The 20919-nt window shown below is 68.2% G+C and carries 24 protein-coding genes, 1 tRNA gene and 1 pseudogene; 9 read left to right on the top strand and 17 right to left on the bottom strand.

The window, feature by feature from the left end:
• Positions 1–2 precede the first annotated feature (2 nt).
• Entirely contained in the window at positions 3–494 is a 492-nt protein-coding gene (locus HCJ94_RS17615; protein WP_240944302.1) for a P-loop NTPase family protein, read from the bottom strand.
• Between the two features lie 514 nt (positions 495–1008).
• Between HCJ94_RS17615 and HCJ94_RS17610 the strand changes: the two genes are divergently transcribed.
• Genes HCJ94_RS17610 through HCJ94_RS17600 form a run of 3 tightly spaced genes read left to right on the top strand, consistent with a single transcriptional unit; the run spans position 1009 to position 2375 of the window.
• On the top strand, positions 1009–1356 hold the full coding sequence (locus HCJ94_RS17610) for a transposase family protein (RefSeq protein WP_309227326.1): 348 nt from the start codon (positions 1009–1011) through the stop codon (positions 1354–1356).
• A 27-nt stretch (positions 1357–1383) separates the two neighbouring features.
• Positions 1384–1896, top strand: coding sequence for a hypothetical protein (locus HCJ94_RS17605; protein WP_168002117.1), 513 nt, complete (start codon positions 1384–1386; stop codon positions 1894–1896).
• Positions 1893–2375: a hypothetical protein gene (locus HCJ94_RS17600; RefSeq protein ID WP_168002116.1), complete on the top strand. Its 483-nt coding sequence runs from the start codon at positions 1893–1895 to the stop codon at positions 2373–2375. Before HCJ94_RS17605 ends, HCJ94_RS17600 begins: the two co-directional genes overlap by 4 nt.
• Positions 2376–2679: 304 nt before the next feature.
• On the opposite strand, the gene HCJ94_RS17595 is transcribed toward HCJ94_RS17600, so the two are convergent.
• The 10 genes and pseudogenes from HCJ94_RS17595 to amcA (HCJ94_RS30935) all read right to left on the bottom strand — a co-directional run bounded on the left by HCJ94_RS17595 (position 2680) and on the right by amcA (HCJ94_RS30935) (position 9838).
• Positions 2680–3291 carry a DUF6262 family protein gene (locus tag HCJ94_RS17595; protein ID WP_168002115.1) on the bottom strand — a complete coding sequence of 204 codons (612 nt, stop codon included), beginning with the start codon at positions 3289–3291 and terminating at the stop codon, positions 2680–2682.
• On the bottom strand, positions 3291–4052 hold the full coding sequence (locus HCJ94_RS17590; RefSeq protein WP_168002114.1) for a tyrosine-type recombinase/integrase: 762 nt from the start codon (positions 4050–4052) through the stop codon (positions 3291–3293). Before HCJ94_RS17590 ends, HCJ94_RS17595 begins: the two co-directional genes overlap by 1 nt.
• 12 nt (positions 4053–4064) lie before the next feature.
• Positions 4065–5852, bottom strand: a complete 1788-nt coding sequence (locus tag HCJ94_RS17585) for a site-specific integrase (RefSeq protein WP_168002113.1) — start codon at positions 5850–5852, stop codon at positions 4065–4067.
• On the bottom strand, positions 5849–7033 hold the full coding sequence (locus HCJ94_RS17580) for a tyrosine-type recombinase/integrase (protein ID WP_168002112.1): 1185 nt from the start codon (positions 7031–7033) through the stop codon (positions 5849–5851). Before HCJ94_RS17580 ends, HCJ94_RS17585 begins: the two co-directional genes overlap by 4 nt.
• A gap of 115 nt (positions 7034–7148) precedes the next feature.
• Positions 7149–7277, bottom strand: a pseudogene (locus tag HCJ94_RS17575) (kinase); the annotation flags it as partial.
• 15 nt (positions 7278–7292) lie between these two features.
• Complete coding sequence (locus HCJ94_RS17570) at positions 7293–7955, bottom strand: pentapeptide repeat-containing protein (protein ID WP_168002111.1); 663 nt, start codon at positions 7953–7955, stop codon at positions 7293–7295.
• A 62-nt stretch (positions 7956–8017) separates the two neighbouring features.
• Entirely contained in the window at positions 8018–8200 is a 183-nt protein-coding gene (amcA, locus tag HCJ94_RS17565; protein ID WP_168002110.1) for a multiple cyclophane-containing RiPP AmcA, read from the bottom strand.
• A complete protein-coding gene (gene amcB / locus HCJ94_RS17560; RefSeq protein ID WP_168002109.1) occupies positions 8197–9333 on the bottom strand; it encodes a cyclophane-forming radical SAM peptide maturase AmcB in 1137 nt (378 codons plus the stop codon). Before amcB ends, amcA (HCJ94_RS17565) begins: the two co-directional genes overlap by 4 nt.
• Positions 9330–9677, bottom strand: a complete 348-nt coding sequence (locus HCJ94_RS17555) for a hypothetical protein (protein ID WP_168002108.1) — start codon at positions 9675–9677, stop codon at positions 9330–9332. Before HCJ94_RS17555 ends, amcB begins: the two co-directional genes overlap by 4 nt.
• Positions 9674–9838 carry a multiple cyclophane-containing RiPP AmcA gene (gene amcA / locus HCJ94_RS30935; RefSeq protein WP_309227325.1) on the bottom strand — a complete coding sequence of 55 codons (165 nt, stop codon included), beginning with the start codon at positions 9836–9838 and terminating at the stop codon, positions 9674–9676. Before amcA (HCJ94_RS30935) ends, HCJ94_RS17555 begins: the two co-directional genes overlap by 4 nt.
• Before the next feature lie 417 nt (positions 9839–10255).
• Here amcA (HCJ94_RS30935) and HCJ94_RS17550 point away from each other — a divergent pair, with 417 nt between their 5' ends.
• Positions 10256–11602, top strand: coding sequence for a hypothetical protein (locus HCJ94_RS17550; protein ID WP_168002107.1), 1347 nt, complete (start codon positions 10256–10258; stop codon positions 11600–11602).
• Positions 11599–12174, top strand: coding sequence for a flavoprotein (locus HCJ94_RS17545; RefSeq protein WP_168002106.1), 576 nt, complete (start codon positions 11599–11601; stop codon positions 12172–12174). The genes HCJ94_RS17550 and HCJ94_RS17545 overlap by 4 nt, the downstream gene beginning before the upstream one ends.
• A 38-nt stretch (positions 12175–12212) precedes the next feature.
• On the opposite strand, the gene HCJ94_RS29665 is transcribed toward HCJ94_RS17545, so the two are convergent.
• The 3 genes from HCJ94_RS29665 to HCJ94_RS17525 form a co-directional block, all read right to left on the bottom strand.
• Positions 12213–13010, bottom strand: a complete 798-nt coding sequence (locus HCJ94_RS29665; RefSeq protein WP_240944301.1) for a DeoR family transcriptional regulator — start codon at positions 13008–13010, stop codon at positions 12213–12215.
• Between the two features lie 390 nt (positions 13011–13400).
• Positions 13401–14000: a hypothetical protein gene (locus tag HCJ94_RS17530; protein WP_168002104.1), complete on the bottom strand. Its 600-nt coding sequence runs from the start codon at positions 13998–14000 to the stop codon at positions 13401–13403.
• A gap of 288 nt (positions 14001–14288) precedes the next feature.
• Positions 14289–14364, bottom strand: a tRNA-Lys gene (locus HCJ94_RS17525).
• A gap of 187 nt (positions 14365–14551) precedes the next feature.
• Between HCJ94_RS17525 and HCJ94_RS17520 the strand changes: the two genes are divergently transcribed.
• The 4 genes from HCJ94_RS17520 to HCJ94_RS17505 all read left to right on the top strand — a co-directional run bounded on the left by HCJ94_RS17520 (position 14552) and on the right by HCJ94_RS17505 (position 18337).
• A complete protein-coding gene (locus HCJ94_RS17520) occupies positions 14552–15799 on the top strand; it encodes a L,D-transpeptidase (RefSeq protein ID WP_168002103.1) in 1248 nt (415 codons plus the stop codon).
• A gap of 149 nt (positions 15800–15948) precedes the next feature.
• On the top strand, positions 15949–17220 hold the full coding sequence (locus tag HCJ94_RS17515; RefSeq protein WP_168002102.1) for a L,D-transpeptidase: 1272 nt from the start codon (positions 15949–15951) through the stop codon (positions 17218–17220).
• Positions 17221–17457: 237 nt separating this feature from the next.
• Entirely contained in the window at positions 17458–17718 is a 261-nt protein-coding gene (locus HCJ94_RS31500; RefSeq protein ID WP_373684329.1) for a type II toxin-antitoxin system HicA family toxin, read from the top strand.
• Positions 17719–17776: 58 nt separating this feature from the next.
• The gene (locus HCJ94_RS17505; protein WP_168002100.1) at positions 17777–18337 is read left to right on the top strand and encodes a hypothetical protein; all 561 of its coding nucleotides are present in this window, start codon (positions 17777–17779) and stop codon (positions 18335–18337) included.
• Positions 18338–18574: 237 nt separating this feature from the next.
• On the opposite strand, the gene HCJ94_RS17500 is transcribed toward HCJ94_RS17505, so the two are convergent.
• From HCJ94_RS17500 to HCJ94_RS17490, 3 genes are all read right to left on the bottom strand, one after another.
• Positions 18575–18949 carry a hypothetical protein gene (locus HCJ94_RS17500; RefSeq protein WP_168002099.1) on the bottom strand — a complete coding sequence of 125 codons (375 nt, stop codon included), beginning with the start codon at positions 18947–18949 and terminating at the stop codon, positions 18575–18577.
• A gap of 112 nt (positions 18950–19061) precedes the next feature.
• The gene (locus tag HCJ94_RS17495) at positions 19062–19502 is read right to left on the bottom strand and encodes a hypothetical protein (RefSeq protein WP_168002098.1); all 441 of its coding nucleotides are present in this window, start codon (positions 19500–19502) and stop codon (positions 19062–19064) included.
• Between the two features lie 155 nt (positions 19503–19657).
• On the bottom strand, positions 19658–20917 hold the full coding sequence (locus tag HCJ94_RS17490; protein WP_168002097.1) for a tyrosine-type recombinase/integrase: 1260 nt from the start codon (positions 20915–20917) through the stop codon (positions 19658–19660).
• Between the last annotated feature and the right edge of the window lie 2 nt (positions 20918–20919).

Genomic DNA, 20919 nt, shown 5'->3' with positions numbered 1-20919 from the left:
CGCTACGGGGACGGAACGCTCGGAAGCAGATCGTCGTCGCGTCCGGTCTGGGGTAGCCCGGCGGCAGCCGCGATGGCCTCGACGGCCTCGTCCAGGGTGGTGGTCTCGGGTAGGACGAGTTCGTCGGGCCAGCCCAGGACGTCGTGAGCGGCGTACCAGCCGCTCATGTGCTCCGCGGTGAACTCACTGGCCTGCGGGCGGGTGAGGTGCCGGCGCAGGGTCTCGGCCAGGGACACGTCGAGGTAGCAGAACAGCGACCGCCCCCGGTGACCGTCACGCAGGGCCGTCAGCATGCTCCGGTAGCGGCTGCTGTGCAGGATGCCCTCCAACATCACGTGGTAGCCGTGGTCGAGGGCGAACCGAACGGTCTGCGCGATCAGCGCCGGCGCGATGCCGCCGGGCAGGTCCCGCTCGCGCAGCACGATGCGGCGCAGGTAGTCCTGCTCCAGCTTACCGACCGCTGTCTGTGCCCGTCGTGTTCCTGAGCTGGGCAAAGTACGTCGTGAACATGTTCGTCACGTCAGGCCGTTGGACTTCGCTTCGTCCGCCGCTTTGGCGGGCTTGGTGACGCTTTTTGTCGGCTTCCGATAGTTGACGGTGAGTTCCAGCACCTTCACGTCTATGTGCTGGGCGCGTAGTCGCATGCCGTGGTCGCCGGTGAGGATCCGGGCGCCGACAAGGAGTGCAGGGTGTTCGGGTCTGCGGCGCAGCGCAGGATCGCGAGGTCCGTGTCGTCGCCGCGTTCATCGGTGTCGGACCCAGGTCTTCAGACTGGCTTCGGGACGGATCTGGGTCGGCTGGCCGGGTTCGCTGTCTTCCAGGGCTTCATGGAGTAGCGCAGCGCATTGGTGGCCCGGTCTGCGAGTCGGCCTTCGCCGTGCTTCTGCTTGTCCGGCTCTTGTTTTGGTCCTTGAGGGCTTCTCGCCAGTTGATCTCGGATGGTCGGCGCCAGTGGATCAGCATGTTGGTGTCGTAGACGATGGGCAGACCCTCTTGGACGTTTGATTCGTGTTCGCGTGGGTCGTGCATGCGCTGCCGGTGGTCCTGGCCGCGGCCGTGGCGGCGGCGCTGACCGGCGCCCGCCGCGCAGCGGCGGTCGTGGGATGGGCCGCTGACGCACCCCAACACGTCCTGGCTGAGCTGGGCGTGTTCCGAGATCCGTTCACCGGGGTGCATCGGGCTCCGGACGAGTCCACGTTCCGGCGGATCCTGGCCGGTGTCGATGCCGACGCCCTGGACGACACGGTCGGGCGATGGGTCCTCACGTGCCGCCCCGCAGGCCATCCTCGTCCTCCACCACGCCAAGAACCCGAGCTGCGCAGGATGAAAGTGGCTCCTTGTTGGAGGGCTGACTGAGATCTAGCATTGTGGACGGAGGTGCGTGTGATCGGTGAACCGTGGAGCACCAGCAACGTTGAATGGCTGATATTCTCCACCCAGGTGATCAGCGGCAGCGGAAACTTCATCTATGTGTCAGACGAGAGAATGGGCCGCGATCTTGTCGTCCGCTCGTCAAGCCAGCCCGACGAGCATGCCCGGTCGACGTTCCTGGTAGAGACAGAAAGTTCCGGGCTCATTAGGATTCGGTCAGCGCGGGGTGAGCCGTACTACCTTTTCTGCTCTTCCGACGAGATCGACGACAACGGAAAGCGCAAGCTCGTCGAGGCAACTACGGACACGTCCGATGACCGGACGTTGTTCAAGATCCGGGCGATGGGGCCGTCGTTCCAGTACGCATTCCAGTGTGTCGCTACCGGGACGTATATCAGGGTCAAACAGGAAACTAGCGGCGGCAACTATCACGTGATCCACGACAGCACCGATCCACCGCAGGTCTTCATGTGCTTCGAGATGTTGGAAGGCGACACCCCGGCCGCAGAGAAGAGGAGCGCATGACGAGCATCTTCAACACTCCGATCATGCTCTTCAGCTCCCCCAGAATCTCCGGCGAGAACGTTTCGGCGTTCGCCTTCGTCTCCCACCGAGCCAGGACAGGTGACCGGGTTGTCCAAGCCAGCCGTGCACCGAAACGGGATGACGACCGGACAATCAGTCGAGCCGTCTTCGTCATCGAAGACGCGGGAAGTCGCCTGAGCCGGATTCGATGTCCCGCGTACGACAATCGGTATCTGTTCTTTTCCTGGGACAAGGAGAAGAGCAGGCACCTCGTCGAAGCGAAAACCGACGGCTCCGACGACAGAACGCTGATGCACATAACAGAGGTCCATCCCGGCGAGTATGTCATTGTATGCCCCGCCACGAGGAACAGCTATATGAACGTGAGCACTATCAAGGACGGCAGCGACCTCTACATCTGCCACGACACTGACGACATTTCCACATTCAAGATCCTGCGACCGGGAGGTCCGTCGTAAATCCCTTGAGTCCGTTCGGCGGGCAGCGCTGGCTCGTCGCCCGCCGCTGGCTGAAATGTCGGCGTCTGGGGATAGGTGTCGTTGACCGCGTCGGTGTAGGCACGGCAGAGCCCGGGGCTGCCGCTGCGGGCGTTGGTCCATGTCGTCTCTGCGCTGCGCAGCACGTCGTCGGCATGTTCGATAGTGATTCCCGGGTTGAGTCTCATGACGCTGATCCTGGCACTGGCCGGGCCCACACCCGGGACACGTCAACGGGTTGGCAGCCCGTCAGCCCGGTGCCCTGCTGTCGGCGAGTCGCGCAGAATCAGGAGAGAGGCGGGGCGCCTGCTGGGTGGTTCAGCTGGGCGTCGAGCAGTTCGGCTTCGAGGTCGGCGAGGCGTTTGTCGAGGAAGCGGTTGTTGGAGCGGGCGGCCTGCAGCTTCTGATCGAGGCGCCGGTTGTCTTCGGTGAGCTGACGAACGCGCTGTTTGAGCTCGGTGTTCTCGGCGGTGAGGCGTTGGGCGGTGCCGTCGGTGTATTCGGCTTGCAGGTCACGGAGTTGTCCGAGGAGGATGCCGATCCGTTCGCGCTGGGTGTCGATCTCGGTGTAGGTGGCCTTGAGGGCGTCCTCGGCGTTGAGGGCGCGCTGGTGCCAGGACGCTTCGATGTGTGCGTCGGCGGCTGCCTGCGTCTGGCGCCGCTGGTCGCCACTGGCGGCGATCGCGGTGGTCACCAGCTTCTTGGCGTCGGGGTTCTGGTAGAGGAAGGTGCGCGAGACGCCGGCCCGTCGGGCGACGGCCGGGTAGGTGATCGTTGTCCGTTCGCGGCGCATGGTGCGCAGCGTCGCCTCGATGCGGTCGAGCTTGTCTCGGGTGCTCTGCTGGCGAGCGTGGTTGGCGGCCATCGTGCGCAGCGTTCCATGGTCGGGGATGGCCATCAGGTGGTCTCCATGCCGCCGACGGCGGCGAGGTCAGAGGTGCGGAACGCGGTGGTCCATAGGCGGTGGAAGTAGTCCTGGGGCCGGCGTAGGTCCAGCGCGAGCGCGTCGTTGAGCAGGCCGAGGCCGGCGAGTGCGCGTTCGAGTCCGGCGATGGCGCGGGCGGTGGGTTCGAACTGCTGGTGCAGCCAGTCGGCCATCTCGTCGCTGGGTGCGCGTTCGGCCAGCGAGTACCAGTGTTCGCGTTTGCGGCGCCAATACAGCAGGTCGGCGCCGGTCATGACGAACTTGTCGCAGTGCTCACAGTCCAGTTTCCAGGGGCAGGCGCCCCCGTCGACGACGACCTGGTAGGTGCAGATCCCGCCTTCGGTCGGGGTGCTGCGCCGGCCAAGGTCGATTGCCAGGGCTTGGGCCTGCTCGCGCGGTAATGCTGGAACCTGATCGGAGATCAGTTCACCGGGTTGCGGTGCGCCGGGCCCGGCGACCCAGACGTGCTGCTGGACGTCGTCGATGTCGCTGAGCGCGACCTTGGCGTAGTGCTCGGTCATCCGCTCGGCGACGTGTCCGAGGTAGCGTTTGATGTGCTGCATGCTGGCGCCGGCGGCCAGGAGCTTCGTCGCGAGGGTGTGGCGGGCTTGGTGCGGGACGGCGGGCTCGAGGTTGAGGCCGCTGACCCAGCGGCGGAAGTGGCCGTGGAACCAGCCGAGGCCGATGGCGTAGGTGCCGTGGGGGTTCTTGTAGCCGCGGGGAAAGATCGCCATGGTCGCGCGTTCCTACGCCGTGGGCGTGCGGGCGTAGCGTTGCTCGAACCGGGCGATGGTGGCGTGTTGCCGTTCCCGTAGCCGCTGGTAGGTGTAGTCGGGGATGCGGATGGCTTCGTTGTAGTTGCCGACCTTGGTCTGGTCGTGCCAGAGCAGAGGCACGCCGTTGTGAATCCCGACGCAGTCCAGCCGCAGCCCGACGACCTCGCCCGCTCGCCGCCCGGTCACGATGATCGTCTCCCAGATGTCGCGTACTCCCCGGTCGGTGACGTCGGCCTGGGCCAGCAGTCCGAGGTTAACCGGGTCGGCGAGGGCCCGGGCGGTGTCGTCGGTGTAGGGGCTGCGGGGCCGAAACGCGCGCTTGTCCCCGGTGGGGAACGCGACGACAAACGCCCGAGCAAGGCCGATGGGCTCGGTGCGGCCGGCCTCCAGCGCCGCGCGCATGATCCGGCGCAGGACGTCAAATGTGTTCTTGCACGTCACGTCGGTGACGACGGGCGACTTGGTGTTGTAGCTGGGCCGTAGCGCGGGTAGCCGGTCTCGGGCCCGGCGGCGGTGATCGGCGACGAACTGGTCGACGTGTTCCGCCGCCAGCAGTGCGGGGTCGTGGCCGGCTGCGGGTGCTGCTGCCCCCAGGAACGCGCCGAGTTCCTGCACCGCGACGCGGATCGCGAAGTAGGTGTTCCGTCCGCGCGGGTTGTCCACCGAGCGGAGGTGGTCGGCGAGGTGGTCCCAGAGCAGGTCCCGCAGCCATCGTTGCGGGATGAGGGTCAGGTCGAACTTGCTGTTGAGCTTGCTGATCCGCCGGCCGAAGTGCTCGAAGTCGATGTATCCGGCGGCTTTGCTCTCGCTCGGCGTCACGTAGACGGTCTCGAGATCGCGGCGGATCTCGTTCACGATCATCCGCTCGTGCGCGCCCGCGCCGTCCAGGTTGACGTCCGCCAGGCAGGCGAGGCCACGGCAGGAGCGCACGACCCGCAGGATCGAGTGCATCCACCACCGGGTGTGGTCGCTGCGCTGGGTGTAGGAGAACAAGCCCCACTTCAGTTCCGCCCTGATCAGCGGACTCAGGCCATGCAGGCTGATCTGCCCCGGGCACGCGGCCGGCTGGACCTCACGGCGCCAGCGGCGGAACACAGACTCGTCGTCATAGTCGACCAGAACGCGCTGACCGTGACGCTCAAACCAGCGGAACCAGTTGGCGGGCAGCCGAGCGCCACCCGGGCGGCCGGCCCGCCGGTAGAGCTTCTCGTGATCCTCACAGAGTCCCAACGGCGAGCGCGCCAGATCATCGCAGCAAGACGCGACGCACCGACCAAAGGAGGCGCAGGGCTCCTGGGCGGACAACCACCGCTCGAACCGGTCGTCGTCCGACACGCGGACCGAGCCGCTGAACTCGAGCCACCGGTTGCGGTGGAACGTGCACACCCCGACGAGCATGCTCCGCTCCGCCGGCCGGCCGCAGCGCGGGACGCGGCAGCCCGTCGGGGCGTTGAGTCGCCTGCGCGCCTTGACCAGCGGGGCGGTGCGCAGGAACTCCAGCCGGTCCATGCCGGCCGCTTCCGCCTCATACCAGCGGGTCGCGTGGTTGGCGCAAAGCTCCTGGCGCTTGATGTAGCCGTCGCAGCCGCTGATCAGACAGTTCCAGTGCAGCGCCGGGTGGTTCCTCGGGATCCGGATGACGTCGCTGCGAAACAGCGGGTCGAACCCGGGCCCGTCGATCAGCGCGGTCAAGATCTCCAGCCGGTCGCGGGACTCCCGATCCGGTCGGATTACGGCCAGCTGCGTCGCGGCCGTCACGTCTGGCTCCAGACCTTGCGCAGGGCCGCATCGAACTGAGGGGCGTGGATGTCGGTGTGCCCGTAAATCTGGTCGACGGTGGCGCTGGACGCCCACCCGCCGGCGTCGCGCGCGATCATGAGATTACCGCCCGAAGCGTCCAAGACCGCGCTGGCGAAGTTGTGCCTCGCCTGGTGCGGGTGCACCCGGCCGAGCCCGGCCCGCAGACCCGCCCGGCGGAACATGCTACGGGCTCCCGCAGCGGACAGGGGTTGCCCGCGGTGATCCCCGGCGAGCTGCACCAGCAGCATCCCGTGACTGGTCGCCGCGGTGCGCGGGTACTCGCTGGTCATGTAGGCGAAGTAGGTGTGGATCATCTCCGGGCTCACCCGGCGGATCAGCCCACCGTGCACCACTCCGTTGACCAACTCCCAGGGGTGCTTCGTCTTCACCCTGGCCTTGTTGGCGTTGCCCTCGCGGTGGCAGATGTGCACGTGCGCGCTACGCGCCTGGGCGCACTCAGCGTTCTCCCGCAGATGCAGGTCGGCCAAGTGCAGACCACACAACTCGCCGATCCGGAAACCGCCGTCATACAGCCACGTGACGATCATGCGGTCGCGAGCCGTCGTCGCCCTCCGCAGAAGCCGGCCACGGCCCTCGTCAGGCAGCATCTTGGGATGCCGCCGACCGCCCGTGCGCGGCGCGAGCGGGTTGGCCGGCATCGTCGAGCTGACGTGCCCCAGCAACGATCTGTTCCGGTCCGCCTTCGACGGCAACCGGACCTGGTCCAAGTCCCGCCGAAGCTCGGCGTTGCCGTGCTCCTCCGGCAGCCCGAGGTAGAAGCCCTTCAGCACGGACGCCGTGGTGCCCAAGGTTGTCGCGCTGTAGGGCTGCTTGCCCACCCGCCACGGCTCGCCCAGCGGCATCCGTACCTCTGCGCCGACGATCCCCATGTACCGCTGGAGATCACGCAGCCGGACAGCCTTCAGCTGCAGCGCCTCGCGTTCCAGCCACCGCAGGTGATCCACCAGCAGGTACGCGTACGTCCGCTGGGTGCCTGGCTCGCCCTCGTACCGGCGCAGGAACCGGTCCGCTTCGTAGTGGACGGCGCCCTCGGGCCACAGGATCGTCCACGACCGCCGTCCACCGCTGAGGAGGATCTCCTGTACCCGGAGATGTCCGATAACCCGCCTGCGGTCCAAGCACTCTCACATCCCCACGTCACGAACGTAGAGATCATGAAAGGTTAGGACCGCCGAAGGATCAACAGCCGTGACGCTCGTGGACGTCGCGTACACCAAAAGGACGGTGGGAAAGCTCGACTAGGGCGCAGCCCCGGCCGTGCCGGCGCCGCAGCTCCCGGGCGATGCTGCTCTTGCCGGAGCCGGAGTTGCCCCGAATGCAGACGAGGATCGTGTCCGGGCTGCCAGTGGGTTCAGCGAGCACGATGCACCCTCGGGTTCACTCGTTGCGGACCGTGAGGTCGAGGACGTCGATGGTCAGCTCGGTGAGGTCAGGAAGTTGGTCCCGGCCGACGGTGACGCCGCGCAGGTTGTCGAGGGACGTCTTGAGCCCGTGGAGGCGGCTGCCCCTCAGGTCTGTGCCGACGAGGTGGCAGGAATCCAGTTCCAGGCCAGCGAGGTCACATGACCGCAGCACCAGGCGAGGTAGCCGGCAGGAAGACCACGCGCCGTTCGTGAGAATGCAGTCGGTGAACGCGACCGAGCCGGCGGCGGCGACGCGCTGGAGGGTGGCGTAGTCGAAGCGGCAGCCGTCGAACAGGACGTCCTTGAGGCGTACGTCGGTGAGTCTGGTGCCGGTGAACCGTGAGCCGGTGATGGCGCAGCGTTCGATGGTGATGCCGGTCAGGGTCGCGCCGGAGAAGTCGGTGCGGGTGATCTCGCAGCCGTAGAGGCTGCCGGCTTCCCAGGTGCTCTCGCTGAGGTCCACGCCGGTGATCAGGCTGCTGCGGATGCTGGCGTCCTCAAGTTGCGCGCCGTGCCACGCTGTGCCCTCGACGAGGGCCTCGGTGAGGCCGCCGTCCAGGTCCGTCGTGGTGTCGAGGTCGTCCGGTTCGAGGTCCGGCAGCAGGACCTTCACGTCGCCGATCGTGGTGGTGCGCATGTGTCCTCAACCTGTGTAGGCGCGGGGTGGGCACGCCACCCCGCGCGTCTAGCGGTGGGGGCCTACTTCTTCTTGTTCCAGTTGTCCCAGCCGGGTCGGCTGTCGAACTTTCCTCGGTTGTCCCAGGTGGGGCGGTTGTCGAACTTTGCCGCGTCGATTGACGCTACCGACCGCTCCGGGTTGACGCCGAGGCGAGCGAGTTGCTCGGGTGCGGCGTTGACGAGGGCCGCGAGAGCGTTGGTCATGGTGCTCCTCCTTGAGGGGTGAGGTGATCCGCGGCGGCGCGGACGAGGGCTTGCCTGCTGGTGCGGCAGTACGCGGTCTCGCGAGCGGTGAACGTCGCGTGCTCGAAGTAGCGGTTGCCGGCCTGGGCGCCCCGGCAGAAGTCATAGAAGGTGCACAGGTCGGCGCAGTCGTTGAGGGCCGCAATGAACTCGGCGACGTAGCCCAGGTCGCCGGCGCGGGCGAGCATGGCGGTGATCGGCTGATGGAGGACGTTGCCGGCGATGAAGTCGCCGTATCGCGGGTCGGTGATGCCGAGCAGCTCCGGTGACAGCAGGACCACCTGCCCATCCCAAGAGACGGTCGGGATCGGCTCGTACGGCGGGTGGTCGACGTGCCCGGCGCGGGTGGCGGCGACATAGTCGGCCAGCCGGTCCACGTCGCGGATCCGCAGCGGGCTGCCGCCGACGCGACGCTCGATGAGGTGCTGCCAGAACCGGTAAGCGGCATTCTCCGACACCGGTGCCCGGTCGGCGCCCTCCTGCTCTTCGATGTTGAAGCCCACCGACTCGCAGCCGGGCAGGCCGGTGAAGAAGTCGACGAGGGCCTCCGCGTGGTCGATGGTTTCCGGTGTGACGACGCAGATCACCGAATACTGCAGACCGGCTTCGGCCAAGGCCTGCATACCGCGCAGGGTTCGGGTGTCCGTCCGGTTACCGGCCCGGTCGAGGCGGTTACGGTTCAACGCCCCCGGCCCGTCGATGCTGACCCCGACCTCGAACCCGTAAGTACTGAACAGCTCGCACCACCGCTGGTTGAGCAGCGTCGCGTTCGTCTGGATCTCATGACGCACCAGCCCCGCACGCCGCCGCTCCTCGAAAGGGACCAGCAGATCCCGAAACAGGCCGATGGGTGTGGCGGTGGGTTCGCCCCCGTGCCACACGACGCTCACCGGATGACTGCTGTTCTGCTGCGCGATCGATTCGGCGCAGGCCTGCGCGACCGCATCGCTCATCAGGCGGAAGGATCTCCGGTCGGGCAGGTAGCAGTAGGTGCAGTCGAGGTTGCAGAAGCTGGTCGGCTGCACGACCAGGGTGTGGAAGCTGCCAGCGATCGCCGGCTGGCCGGTGGCGTTGATGAGGCCGATGCCGTTCACGACGAGGCCTCCTGGCTCCTGACGGCCGTGGTGGTACTGACGCGGTAGGCGTGGGTGTGGCGGGCGGGCCAGCCGAGGAACCGGTCGAACATGTCCGCGGCACTGCCCGTCACGCTCGGATTGAGCCGGTGCAGATCGTCTATCGCGTCGTGCAGGCAGCCGGCCAGGTAGAGGAACAGGCTCACTGGAGCGTCCCGGTACTCGGCCACGAGAGCCACCTTCGCCGCCCCGCAAGGCCACGGCTGCCCGCACCGGCGGCACAGCCACAGCGGACGCATCGGCAGATGCTCAACCCCTGTCGGCACGGTCCGGTGGACCGAGAGGCGGCGCTGCTGGCCGGTCACCGCCGATCACCCTCTTTGGCCTGCTGTTCGAACAGCCGACGCCACACATGAGTGAGCAACGGCGGATCAGCAGGCCGCACCTGCCACTGCGAAGACGAGCACCCCGGCTCGGGCCGCCGGGACTGGTCGGCCATCGCGTTGCGCGAGACATACACCGTCATGCCAGCACCCCCGGTCGAGACGGCCGGCGGTGGGCTCGTCGGGGGAAAGGCGAGCCCACCGCCGCACCACGGCGGCTGGGAGCAGACCGCCGATCACCCACCCACGCAGCCCTCATGGCGGTACGCAGGCGAGGCCTCAGCCGCACGCGTAAGAGGGCGTCACACGATGGGGCCGGCCGACGCGCCGGCGGATACCCTTGCCGTCCGGTGGTCCCGTCGTTCATCTCGAGTCCCCTGGCGTGAGGCTGTGATTCGGTGCCGGCCGCCTACTCACCAAAAGCGGCGCACCGGCACGATCAGGTTCGCTCGTGAACGCGGCGATGGGGATGTCCTGGCGGTGCACTCACGGTGCACCTGCAAGCACGCCGAGTGCCGTTACGATCGTCCGGCCGACTGTCCGTAGGGGAAGGACGTGCGATGGCTGCGGTGACGACTTGGACCGGCCGGGAAGCAAACGCGCTGCGCCGGGCGTTGCGGATGAGCGTCACCAGCTTCGCCGAACACCTGGGCGCTGCCCGGCGGACGGTGGCCAAGTGGAGCAGCCAGGGCGACAAGATCTACCTGCGTGCCGATATGCAGGCTGCCCTGGACACGGTGCTGGCGCGGGCCACCCCGGACGTCCGCGAGCGTTTCGATGCACTGGTGAGAGCAGGTACCAGCGGTGCATTTGCGGATCCCGCGAAGCCATCCGTCACCGCCACGCACGTCCATACTGGCGACGGCAGCATTCACGACATCGACTCGGACGGCGACGTGCGGCGCAGGGACCTCTTGACGGGCGTGACGATCGGCGGCATGGCCTTGCCGAGCGTCGCACCGCTGCTCAACGCGCTGGTCGCACCACCGTCTCGAACCACCACGCGAGTTGCCCTAACGCTCCGGCAGTTCGCTCGGAACGTCGCCGCAGCTAAGACCGACTACCAGGCCTGCCGGTACGAGCAGGTTCTCGCCGGACTCGCGGCCCTGCTGCCCGCGCTGGAACCGACTCGTGCAAACACCAAAGGCGAGCAGCGAGCGCAGGTAGAAGCCCTCGCCAGCGACCTCTACCACGTCGTCGGCAGCATGCTGCTCAAGGTCGGTGACAATGGCATGGCCCTGGTCGCCGCCGAACGCAGCACCCGTGCCGCTGCAACCAGTCAGGACCCGGTGGCGATGGCCACGAGCGCCCGGATTATGACCCACGCCCTGATGAGCAACGGCCACAGCAATCAGGCACGGCAGCTCGCTGAAGACGCGGCCGAGAACCTCCGACTCGGCACCCGACTCGCCTCGACCGACGCGGTCGCCGTCTACGGCGCCCTGCTGCTCCGCGGTGCTATCGCCGCCGCCCGCGACGACAACCGTGACAACGCACAGGCCATGCTCGACGAGGCCTCCCAAGCCGCCAGGCGGCTCGGCTACGACGGCAATGACCGATGGACCGGCTTCGGTGCCACCAATGTCCTGCTGCATCGCGTCAACATCGCGCTGACCCTGGGCGACGCCGGCACCGCCATAGCCCTCGCCCGCCAGGTACCACTGGACAAGATCAGCCTTGCCGGACGCAGGGCCTCCCTGTTCGTCGACGTGGCCCGCGCCTACACGCAGTGGGGTCGCTTCGAGCACGGCCTGAACGCGCTACGCAGCGCGTATGAGGTGGCCCCAGAGGAGATCCGGTGCCGGCCAGCGGTGCAGCGCATCGCCAGCGACCTGGCAGTCCTCACCCGCGGGCACGTCCGCACCGCCGTCATGCATTTCGCCCAGCAAGCCGGGATCCGCGTATGACTGGCGGCCACCTGCAAATCGTCGTCTGCGCTGCTGGGCCCGCCGCCGACGTGACACAACTGATCACCACCGCGATGCAGCAATCGTGGACAACGGCGGTCACCGCCACCCCCAGCGCCCTCGAGTTCATCGACATGGAAGCGATAGAGCGGCTGACCGGGCACCCGGTCCGTTCCACTTACCGGTCGTCCCCCGGCGCCCGCCGCTCGCTCCCCGCCGCGGACGCGCTCATCATCGCCCCCGCCACCTACAACTCCGTCAACAAGATCACCCTCGGCATCGCCGACAACTACGCGATGACCACGGTCGCCGAGCTGATCGGCCGGCGGGTGCCGACAGTGGTCGTCCCGTTCGTCAACGCCGCCCTGGCCGCCCGCGCACCCTTCCAACGTGCCGTGGCGGACCTCCGTGCGGAGCGCGTCCGGGTCCTTCTCGGAACCGACGACGGATGGGAGCCGCACCCGCCCGGCAGCGGCAACAGCCGCCAGAAGGCATTCCCGTGGGCGACGGCGTTCGAAGCGGCGACCCGGCTGGCCGGCGAGGTGCCGGCCGGCAGGACTGATCGCAGCTGACTCCAACGTGCAACGCAGCATCGGAGGCATGAGAGAAATCAGGCTCCGAGGTCGGTCAGCCGCCGGGCCATGCCGTCCCCGGGCAGCCTCCACACCTGATCATTGGGCCAGTGCCGATACAGCATCTCCCTGGTGGTCACCGCAATCTGCGGTCGTAGCGGATCGCGGACCAGGTCGGTCAGCAGTTGCTCTTCCCGTTCGGCGTCCTGAGCGATGATCAACACCGCCCCGACCGGCACCGCTCGGTGGCTACGCCGGTAGCCGGTCAGCAGCCCACTCAGTCCCGACGTCCGCTTCTCCTGCTCGGCGATGGCGTCGCCTACCGGGCCTCGGTCAACGTGCACCAGGAACCGCAGGCAGCGCCCGTCCTCGAGCCAGACGCCGTAGCCGTCGGCGCGCAGGTGGGCCAGGTCATGCTGGCGCAGCCACGCCGAGGTTTCCATCGTCGCTAACCACTGGAACAGCTCGCAGGTCCCGGCATTCCGCCGCGACACCTCGACCAACGGCAGGAACAGCAGGGCATCCGCCGGGCTCGGATGCCGTCGGCCCAGTTGCAGAGGCACCGACCGCCCGGATGCCGCCAGCTCACGACTGAGGAGTTCGGCTCCCTGCGCCGTGGCCGCGTACCACCAGGTGTGGGTGCGGTCCTCCGCCGAGCGATCGCGGCGCACCAGCCCCGCGTCGTGCAACCAGGCCAGGTCCCGGTGAGCCGTCAGCCGCGACACGTCACAGACCAGCGCCACATCCAGTGTCGACGCCGAACCGTGCTGCGCCAGGAACGACAGGATCCGCCACCGCCGCGGCGACAACCGCCGCACGGCCGTACGGTCGTTCATGTCCCGATGATCCCGCCGAACATCAACGGCTCATAGCCATTTCGATCGCTCATCACGCAACGTGATGGGAGGTCCTTCGCCGCGAACGGCCACCAGGATCATCTGCAGCGGCGTCGGATGCCGTATGGACCGCTGAACGAAGCGCTGGCGCACCCCGCGGAGTTCCCTCACCCTTCTAATCGCGGTTTAGGGGCAGATTTTGGAGATCACTGTTCAGCGAATCCACCGAAGGGCCGAGCATAATAACGCCTATAAAACACATAGTGGGCAACCTGTTGTTGATCTCTAAGCCACACCGGCGTCAGAGCCGGCAGCCCCAGAAGCGGTGCCAAACGCCCGCGATCAACTCAACGCCGAGGCATGCCTGAACCCGCCCGCCGTCACCCTCCGTCACAGATGATGATCCTCGTCAACGGAGAACGCTGACTCGACGATGGTCGCGGTCCCGGCCACTGGCCGCTGTTCATGCATCGTGATGACGTCGCCGGGCACGAGACGTCGCCACCGCTGCGGGCTCAGCGGAGCCAGGCGAACCACCGCTCTCCCGCCGGGCTGAAGATCCGGCAGCGACTCGACCCAGAGCCGCGCGACGGACAGGTCCGGGTCGCCCGCCGCCGTCACAGCGCCCATGTCCCACAGCGGACGGAGACGCCCGTCGCCCGGAATGGGAGTCCGCCTGCCGCCAGCGACGCCCGGATCGACGAGCTGAAGGTCCGCGCGAACCACCCCGTGAACGACTTCAGCCCGACGCCAGTGGCACCACCGCTCGGTCCGGGACAGCCACATCATCCTGGCGGCCTCGGCGAGGAGATCCCAGAAGGCGGTCTCGGTGCGGTATGCGTCGCCGAGTTCGACGAGGATGTCCAGCGCGATTTCCCACTCATCGTGGTCGAGGTACTCGTTCGCATCGGCCACCGTCGTGCCGGCCTCACCCGCCGCGACCACGGGCACGTGACAGGCAGCTCGACCAAGAAGCTCGGGGACATCCACGGCATGGATCTTCCCGCATGATCCACAGGACGCCGCGCCCGAGAAGGGACCAGAGCCAAGATAGGGCACGGGGAACTCACGAGACGGAGCGACGTCTCGACCGGCGACCACCGGCCGCGCGGCGACGCCCTGTGGCGTTGTGCGGCTTGATCCAAGGTCACGGCACCGCGTCCATGGCTTGCCGGAACCGTCCAACCGCTCCCAAGCACCCAACGAGCACCCGGCCACCGGCGGGACACGAAAAAGGCCCCGACCCAGCGTGAAACGCCAGGTCAGGGCCTTGATTGCTGGTGCGCCGCCAGGGACTCGAACCCCGAACCCGCGGATTAAGAGTCCGCTGCTCTGCCAGTTGAGCTAGCGGCGCTCGCTGGCAACGGGGAGAACCTTAGCACGGCCCGTCAGCCGGGTTCCAATCCGATCCCCGGCTCCCCCCTTCGGTCGAGCTTATGGGGTAAAAGCGGCGAAAGGGCCTACGCCTGAGCGCCAGGGCACGTACGCAATAGCGGTGATGCGGCACGATGTCCGCCAGGTACGCGAGGACTGGGGTGGGGATGGGCATGTTCACGCGGGCCGGGGCGGCGCTGGGCGCCCTCGGTCTGGTGGCGTCGCTGGCGCTGGCGGGGTGCGGCGGCGATCCGGAGCAGGCGAGATTCGTGGGGGGCAGCGACCCGACCGCGAGCGCCACCCCGGCCGAGCCGACGGCGGTGAACGGGCCGCCGTTGCCGGTCACGCCGGCCGACGGGTCGACCAACCGGCCGGTCAGCGCCGAGATCGCCGCCACCCTGCCGGACGGTGCGAAGGTGTCCGCCGTCACCCTGACGGCGGCCGACGGCAAGCAGGTCGAGGGCCGGCTGCGCGCCGACGGCTCGTCGTGGGTGCCGTCGACGCCGCTGAAGTACGGCACCCGCTACTCGGCGACCGTCACCGCGACCGCGGCCGACGGTGGCACTCGCGAGGGGCGCAGCACGTTCACGACGATGGCGAAGCCGAAGTCGATGATCGGCTCCGGGCTCTACCTCTTCGACGACAAGGAGTACGGCGTCGCGATGCCGGTCGTCGTCGAGTTCAGCCCCGGCATCCCGAAGAAGGACCGGGCGGCGGTGCAGAAGCGCATGTTCGTGCAGACCGACCCGCCGCAGCCCGGCGCGTGGCACTGGATCGACGGCGGCACCCAGGCCTACTACCGTGCCCCGGAGTACTGGAAGCCGGGCACGACCCTCAGCGTCCGCATCGCGCTGGCGGGTATCCCGCTGAGCAACGGCAAGTACGGCAACGTCGACCGGGTCGCGACCGCGAAGATCGGCCGCGCGTTCGAGATGAAGGTCGACAACGCGACCAAGCGGATGACGGTGTACGAGGACGGCCAGGTGGTCCGCACCCTGCCGGTGAGCCTCGGCAAGAAGAAGACCCCGTCCTCCAGCGGCACGATGGTGGTGATGGAGAAGAAGGAGTCCACCGTCTTCGACACCCGCGACGACCCGGACCCGGACAACCGCTACGTCACCGAGATCGACTTCGCGCAGCGGCTCACCTGGGGCGGTGAGTACATCCATGCCGCGCCCTGGTCGGAGCACGTGCAGGGGCGCCAGAACGTCTCCCACGGCTGCGTGAACGTGTCGACGGCCAACGCCCGCTGGCTGTTCGGCAGGACGAAGATCGGCGACCCGATCATCGTCACCGGCACCGAGCGGCGGCTGGCGGCCGGCAACGGCTGGACGGCGTGGAGCCTGAGCTGGTCGGAGTTCGTCAAGGGCAGCGCCCTGCCGGTGCCCGAGGGCGGTGCCGGCTCGCCCTTCTGAGCGCCGGCCCACCCTCCTGACCAGCATCGGAGCTGTCGACGTTCGGACAGCTCGGCCCGTGTGTTTCGGTTCACCCGGTGCAACGGGTATCAGGTCTGGTGCGTCCCTGAGAGAGGATGGGCAATCGGCACCACGACTGTGAGGAAACCATGCGAGTTGTCCAGGACCAGCCGACCCGGCGCGGTGGGCGACGTCGCGCGCTCGCGGCCGGGCTTCTCGCCGCGGCGCTGACGCTCACCGCCGCGTGCACGTCCGGCGGCGACGACAAATCGTCCGGGTGGCGCGACGGCGACGGGAACGCCGCGCCTCCCCCGAAGGCCGCCGTCACCATCGTCGAGCCGGCCGCCGACGTGAAGGACGTACCGGCCTCGACCGGCATCACCTTCACCGCGAAGGAGTCCCAGGAGACCACCGTCGAGCTGAAGGACTCGTCCGGCGAGGCCGTCGAGGGCACCCTCGCCGCCGACGGCGGGAGCTGGCTGCCGAGCGGCGCCCTGGAGTACGGCGAGACGTACACGGCGACCGTCACCGCGACCGGGGACGACGGCCGGCCCGCCACGGCGACCAGCACCTTCACCACCATGGCCAAGCCCGCCAAGCAGGTCCGGATCAGCAGCTTCCTCGGTGACGGCCAGGTGGTCGGCGTCGGGATGCCGCTGATCGTGAAGTTCGGCCGGGCGATCCCGGAGGACCACCGGGACGACCTGCAACGCCGGATGACCGTCACCGCCACTCCGGCGCAGGAGGGCATCTGGCACTGGGTCAGCCCGACCGAGGTCCGGTACCGCCCGAAGGAGTTCTGGAAGGCGAACAGCACCGTGTCGTACCGGATCCAGGCCGGCGGCCTGCCGCTCGGCGACGGCTGGTACGGCCGGTCCGACCTGTCCGTCGACGTCAAGATCGGCCCGTCGCTGGTCATGACCGTGGACAACAGGACCAAGCGGATGACCGTCGCGAAGGACGGCAACGTCGTCAAGACCATCCCGGTGAGCCTCGGCAAGAAGTCCACCCCGTCGTCGAGCGGCACGATGGTCGTCATCGAGAAGCTGCGGAAGACGGTCTTCGACACGCTCGAGGAGCTGGGCCCCGAGGACGGCTACCGCACGAAGATCGACTACGCGCAGCGCCTCACCTGGGGCGGCGAGTTCATCCACGCCGCCCCCTGGTCGGAGGGGCAGCAGGGCACCGTCAACGTCTCCCACGGCTGCGTGAACGTCTCGATGGCCAACGGCGCGTGGCTCTTCGCCAACACGCGGATCGGCGACCCGATCACGGTCAAGGGCACCGAGCGCCGGCTCCAGAACGGCAACGGCTGGACCGACTGGAACATGAGCTGGGAGGAGTACGTCAAGGGCAGTGCCCTGCCGTACGAGCCGCCGGCGGCCGAGGGCGCCGACCCGGACGTCACCCCGACTCCCTGAGCCAACGGCGAAGGCCCCCTCCGTGTGGAGGGGGCCTTCGTCATACCGGGTGACTGATGGGAATTGAACCCGAATAGCCCTCAAGGTCACAGGCCCGGCAGGCCGCTGACCAGCAGGTGACGGGGGTCGTCGGGTATCAACGGGTACGGCAGGGCACGCCAATTCCCCTAGATTTTCCCTAGAAATGATCTCGGGCTCGCCGCCGGGCGGGAAGGCGCTGCACAGTGCCTGAGTCGAATGGGCCACAATGACGGAATGGGGAGCGACTGGCCGTCAATCAAGGCTCGGGCAATGCTGAGCCTTCTACAGAGCCAGCTCGGTTACCGCGTTGTCAGGCAGTCCGGTTCTCACCGGCGCCTCGTGTGCGACGGGCGGCCACCGTTGACGTTCGCCTTCCATGACGGCGACACCGTCTCGCCGCGACTGGTGCGGGTCATACTGGTACAGCAGGTCGGGTTGTCCATGGACGAGGCGAGGGAGGTGCTGAGGAATGCCTAGCGATGAGGATCAGGTAATCGATCTGATCGTCCTGAGCTCCGGCGAGGAGGATCAGGGCGTGGGCCTGTACAGCCCGCAGGTGCCCGACCTGTCGGCCGGCAGAGCCACCCTCGCCCAGCTTCAGCGGGACCTGCCGGACATCCTGCGCTTCGCCGAGGTGCCGGCGTCTACCCGGGTGCGTCTGCATGTCGAGTACGCCCGCGAGCTGGCCGGCGTCCCGGTCGCGGTTCGCGTGCGAATGGACCAGCACGTCATCGCCCGCAACGAGGTCGCCAACCGCGTCGCGAACATGGTTTTGACGAGGCCGGATGAGCGCCAGCGGCTGGAGTCCGCCCACCGCACCCGCACTGGCGACCTCCTCCTGATCTGCACTGTCGCGAGCGACCGAATCAACGATCTCGGCGCGCAGCTGCACCCGTCCGGGGAGGCCGCCGTCGTGGTCTGCGCCGTCGACGAGACGCTGATCTGGACCACGGAGATCGCCAACAGCGGCGACCTCAACGAGGCGGCCCGGCCCCTGGACGAGTGGGGCGACTCCGAGAGCATCACCATCGGTGAGCTCATGGAGCGGGACGTGTCCCGACAGGTGGCAAGACCGGCCCTCCTACTGGCGGCCTGACCCCAGAGGCGGACTGCCGCGACGGCGGGTCACCAAGCGAGGCGTAGCTACCGTCCGGCCTCGCCGAAAGCCAGTAGGCCCCTGGGGGCTCACTCGGTTGCCGGTGGTTGCTTCTTGCCCTTGCGCCAGCCGTGCCCTGGGCCGGCTCTTCTCCCAGGCCTCGATGACCGCGAGCTGGCTTCAGGGCCGCTCGGGAGCGCGCGCACCTCTCGCGGCCGTTGGCTATGTGCCGCCAGATCAAAAGGTGGCTAGGCGCCGAATCAGGCCTTCCGCGAGGGCCATGTCGGCCTCGTCGAGTTCGTCGAGCGCTTGGGCGAGTTGCAGCGCCCGCGGTGAGACGTTGACGTCGGGCTGCACGCCGTACCAGTCGGCGGCGATCATCTCCCGCACCTGGTCCTCGGTGACGCGGAAGAGCTTGGCGATGCCCGGGATGGCCTCTGGGCTCGGTGGCGCCGTGCGGCCCGAGTGCCCAGCCCATGGCCCGTGCTCGACCAGGTTGCGCCACCACCCGTGCGAACGTGCGGAGTCGCTGGCGACCTGCATCCTGATGTAGTCGTTGTTGAGCCGCCTGTAGGCCCGCTGGGCGGCTTCCCTGAAGGGCTGATCAGCCATGTTTCCATGATAACAGAAATGTCGTACGCCATAGAATGTGTACGACATCGGCGCGTGCTCACTCCAACAGCTCAGTGAGTAGGCCCCGGAAGTTAGGGCGGTTCGACCGTTGTCACCGGTCGGAGTGGATGCCGAGCGCGGCCAGGGTGTTGATGAACGCTTGGTCGGCTCGGCGGCGTGCCTCGGCCTGGACGGCCCGGGTGACGGCGTCGGGTTCCTGCATCGGCATCGCCCGGCGGTTGCGCATCCGGTCTCGGGCTCGGCTGGCGTGCTCGGTGGCCACCGTGATGACCCGCGCCGCGATGTCGTCGCTGTCGACAGTGACGGCGGCGTCAACGTTCACCCTCAGGTCCTCGGCGAGCTTCACCCAGGGCAGCCTCTCGTAGAGTCGGACGCCCCGGGCGGTGTGCGTCTCGGCCAGGTGTGACAGGTGGTCAGGGCCGGCGGCCGCGGTGTCGTCGGCGTCGGCGGTGAGGGCGAGCGCCTCGACGAGTGCCTGGTGAGCCTTGTCGATGACGGCTTGCGCGGTTTCCCGCGGGGTGGTTGCGGCCACGGTGCTCCTTCCACTGTCCAGCGCTGACCTGTTCGACGACCCGGCGGATCGCCTGAGCGGTGTGTGGGTCGGAGAGGTCCCCACGGCAGAGGCGGACGGACACGCCGTGTTTCTCCATCAGCCGGCGAAGGGCTGCGAGATCGTCGGTCACCGGATCACTCGTCATCGGTGAGCTCGGCTTCGATGGCGGCCTCCAGTTCGTCCGCCGTCAGGTACACCTCGTCGCCGGCGTCCGCGGTGTCGTCGCCGGCGGCGGCGTCGGTGAGGGCCAGGTCGACGCTGTCGTCGATGTCGAGCAGGGCCGGGTCGATGTGGGTGAGGGCGGCCTCGAGCACGGCGAGGATGCCCTCTTCGACCTCGGGCAGCAGGTGGCCGTAGAGGCCGTCGGTGACGGCGATGGAGGCGTGGCCGAGGCGACGGGAGATCGCGGACAGCGGCTTGTTGGCGGAGATCAGCCAGGCGGCCTGGGTGTGGCGCAGGTCGTGGATGCGCAGGCCGGGCAGGCCGGCCTTCTCGGTCCACTTGACCCAGCCGCGGCGGAAGTTGCGGGTGCGGACCGGCCCGCCGTTGGGGGCGGTGAAGACGACGTCGTCGCGGTGCTTGTCGACGACCAGGCCGGCGAGGGCGGCGCCGACGGTCTTGGCGGGGAAGGTGACGGTGCGGCGGCCGCGGTGGGTCTTCGGGGTGCCGAACACCAGTTCGCCGGTGGCGAGTTCGGACATGGAGCGGACGACGGTGAGCCGGCCGGTGAGCACGTCGAGGTTCTTCACCGCCAGGCCGATCGCCTCGCCCCACCGCAAACCGGTCATGATCAGCAGCAGCACCAGGGGCCGCCAGTGCTTCGGGACGGCGGCGACCAGGCGGCCGGCCTCGGGTTCGGTGAGGAACCGCATCTCGCGCGGGACCAGCTTGGGTAGCTGCACCCCGTCGCAGGGGTTCGCGCGGAGTCGGCGCTGCTGCACCGCCGCGGCGAGGATCTTGTGGAGCAGGCCGTGGCAGTTGCGGACGGTCTTGACGGCGATCGGCCGATGCTTCCACTTGTCCGGCCGGTCCGGGTCCTTCTCCCCGGTGAGCATCGCGGCGACCCAGGTCTGCAGGACCAGCGTGTCCAGCTCGTCGAGGGCGAGGTGCCCGAGCCGCGGCAGGATGTGCGTGCGGATCCGCGAGCCCTCCGACTGCACCGTGTTCGGCTTGAGGCTGGCCTTGTAGACCGGCCACCAGGTGGCGATCCAGTCCCCCAGCAGCAGCTTCCCCGCCCGCGGGTCCACCCAGTCACCGCGCAGCTGCTCGGCCTTGAGGACGATCAGCCGTTCCTTCGCGGCGGTCTTGTTCGGCCAGCCGGTCTCGATGGTGACCTTCTTGCCGTGGACCAGGTCCCGGATCCGGTAGACGGGCCCGTTCTTCTCGACCCACATGA

This window comes from Micromonospora thermarum, assembly GCF_012034245.1.
Classification (GTDB): Bacteria; Actinomycetota; Actinomycetes; order Mycobacteriales; family Micromonosporaceae; genus Micromonospora; species Micromonospora thermarum.
The sequence above is the reverse complement of the archived record's forward strand: the minus strand, read 5'-3'. Positions and strand labels throughout refer to the sequence as shown.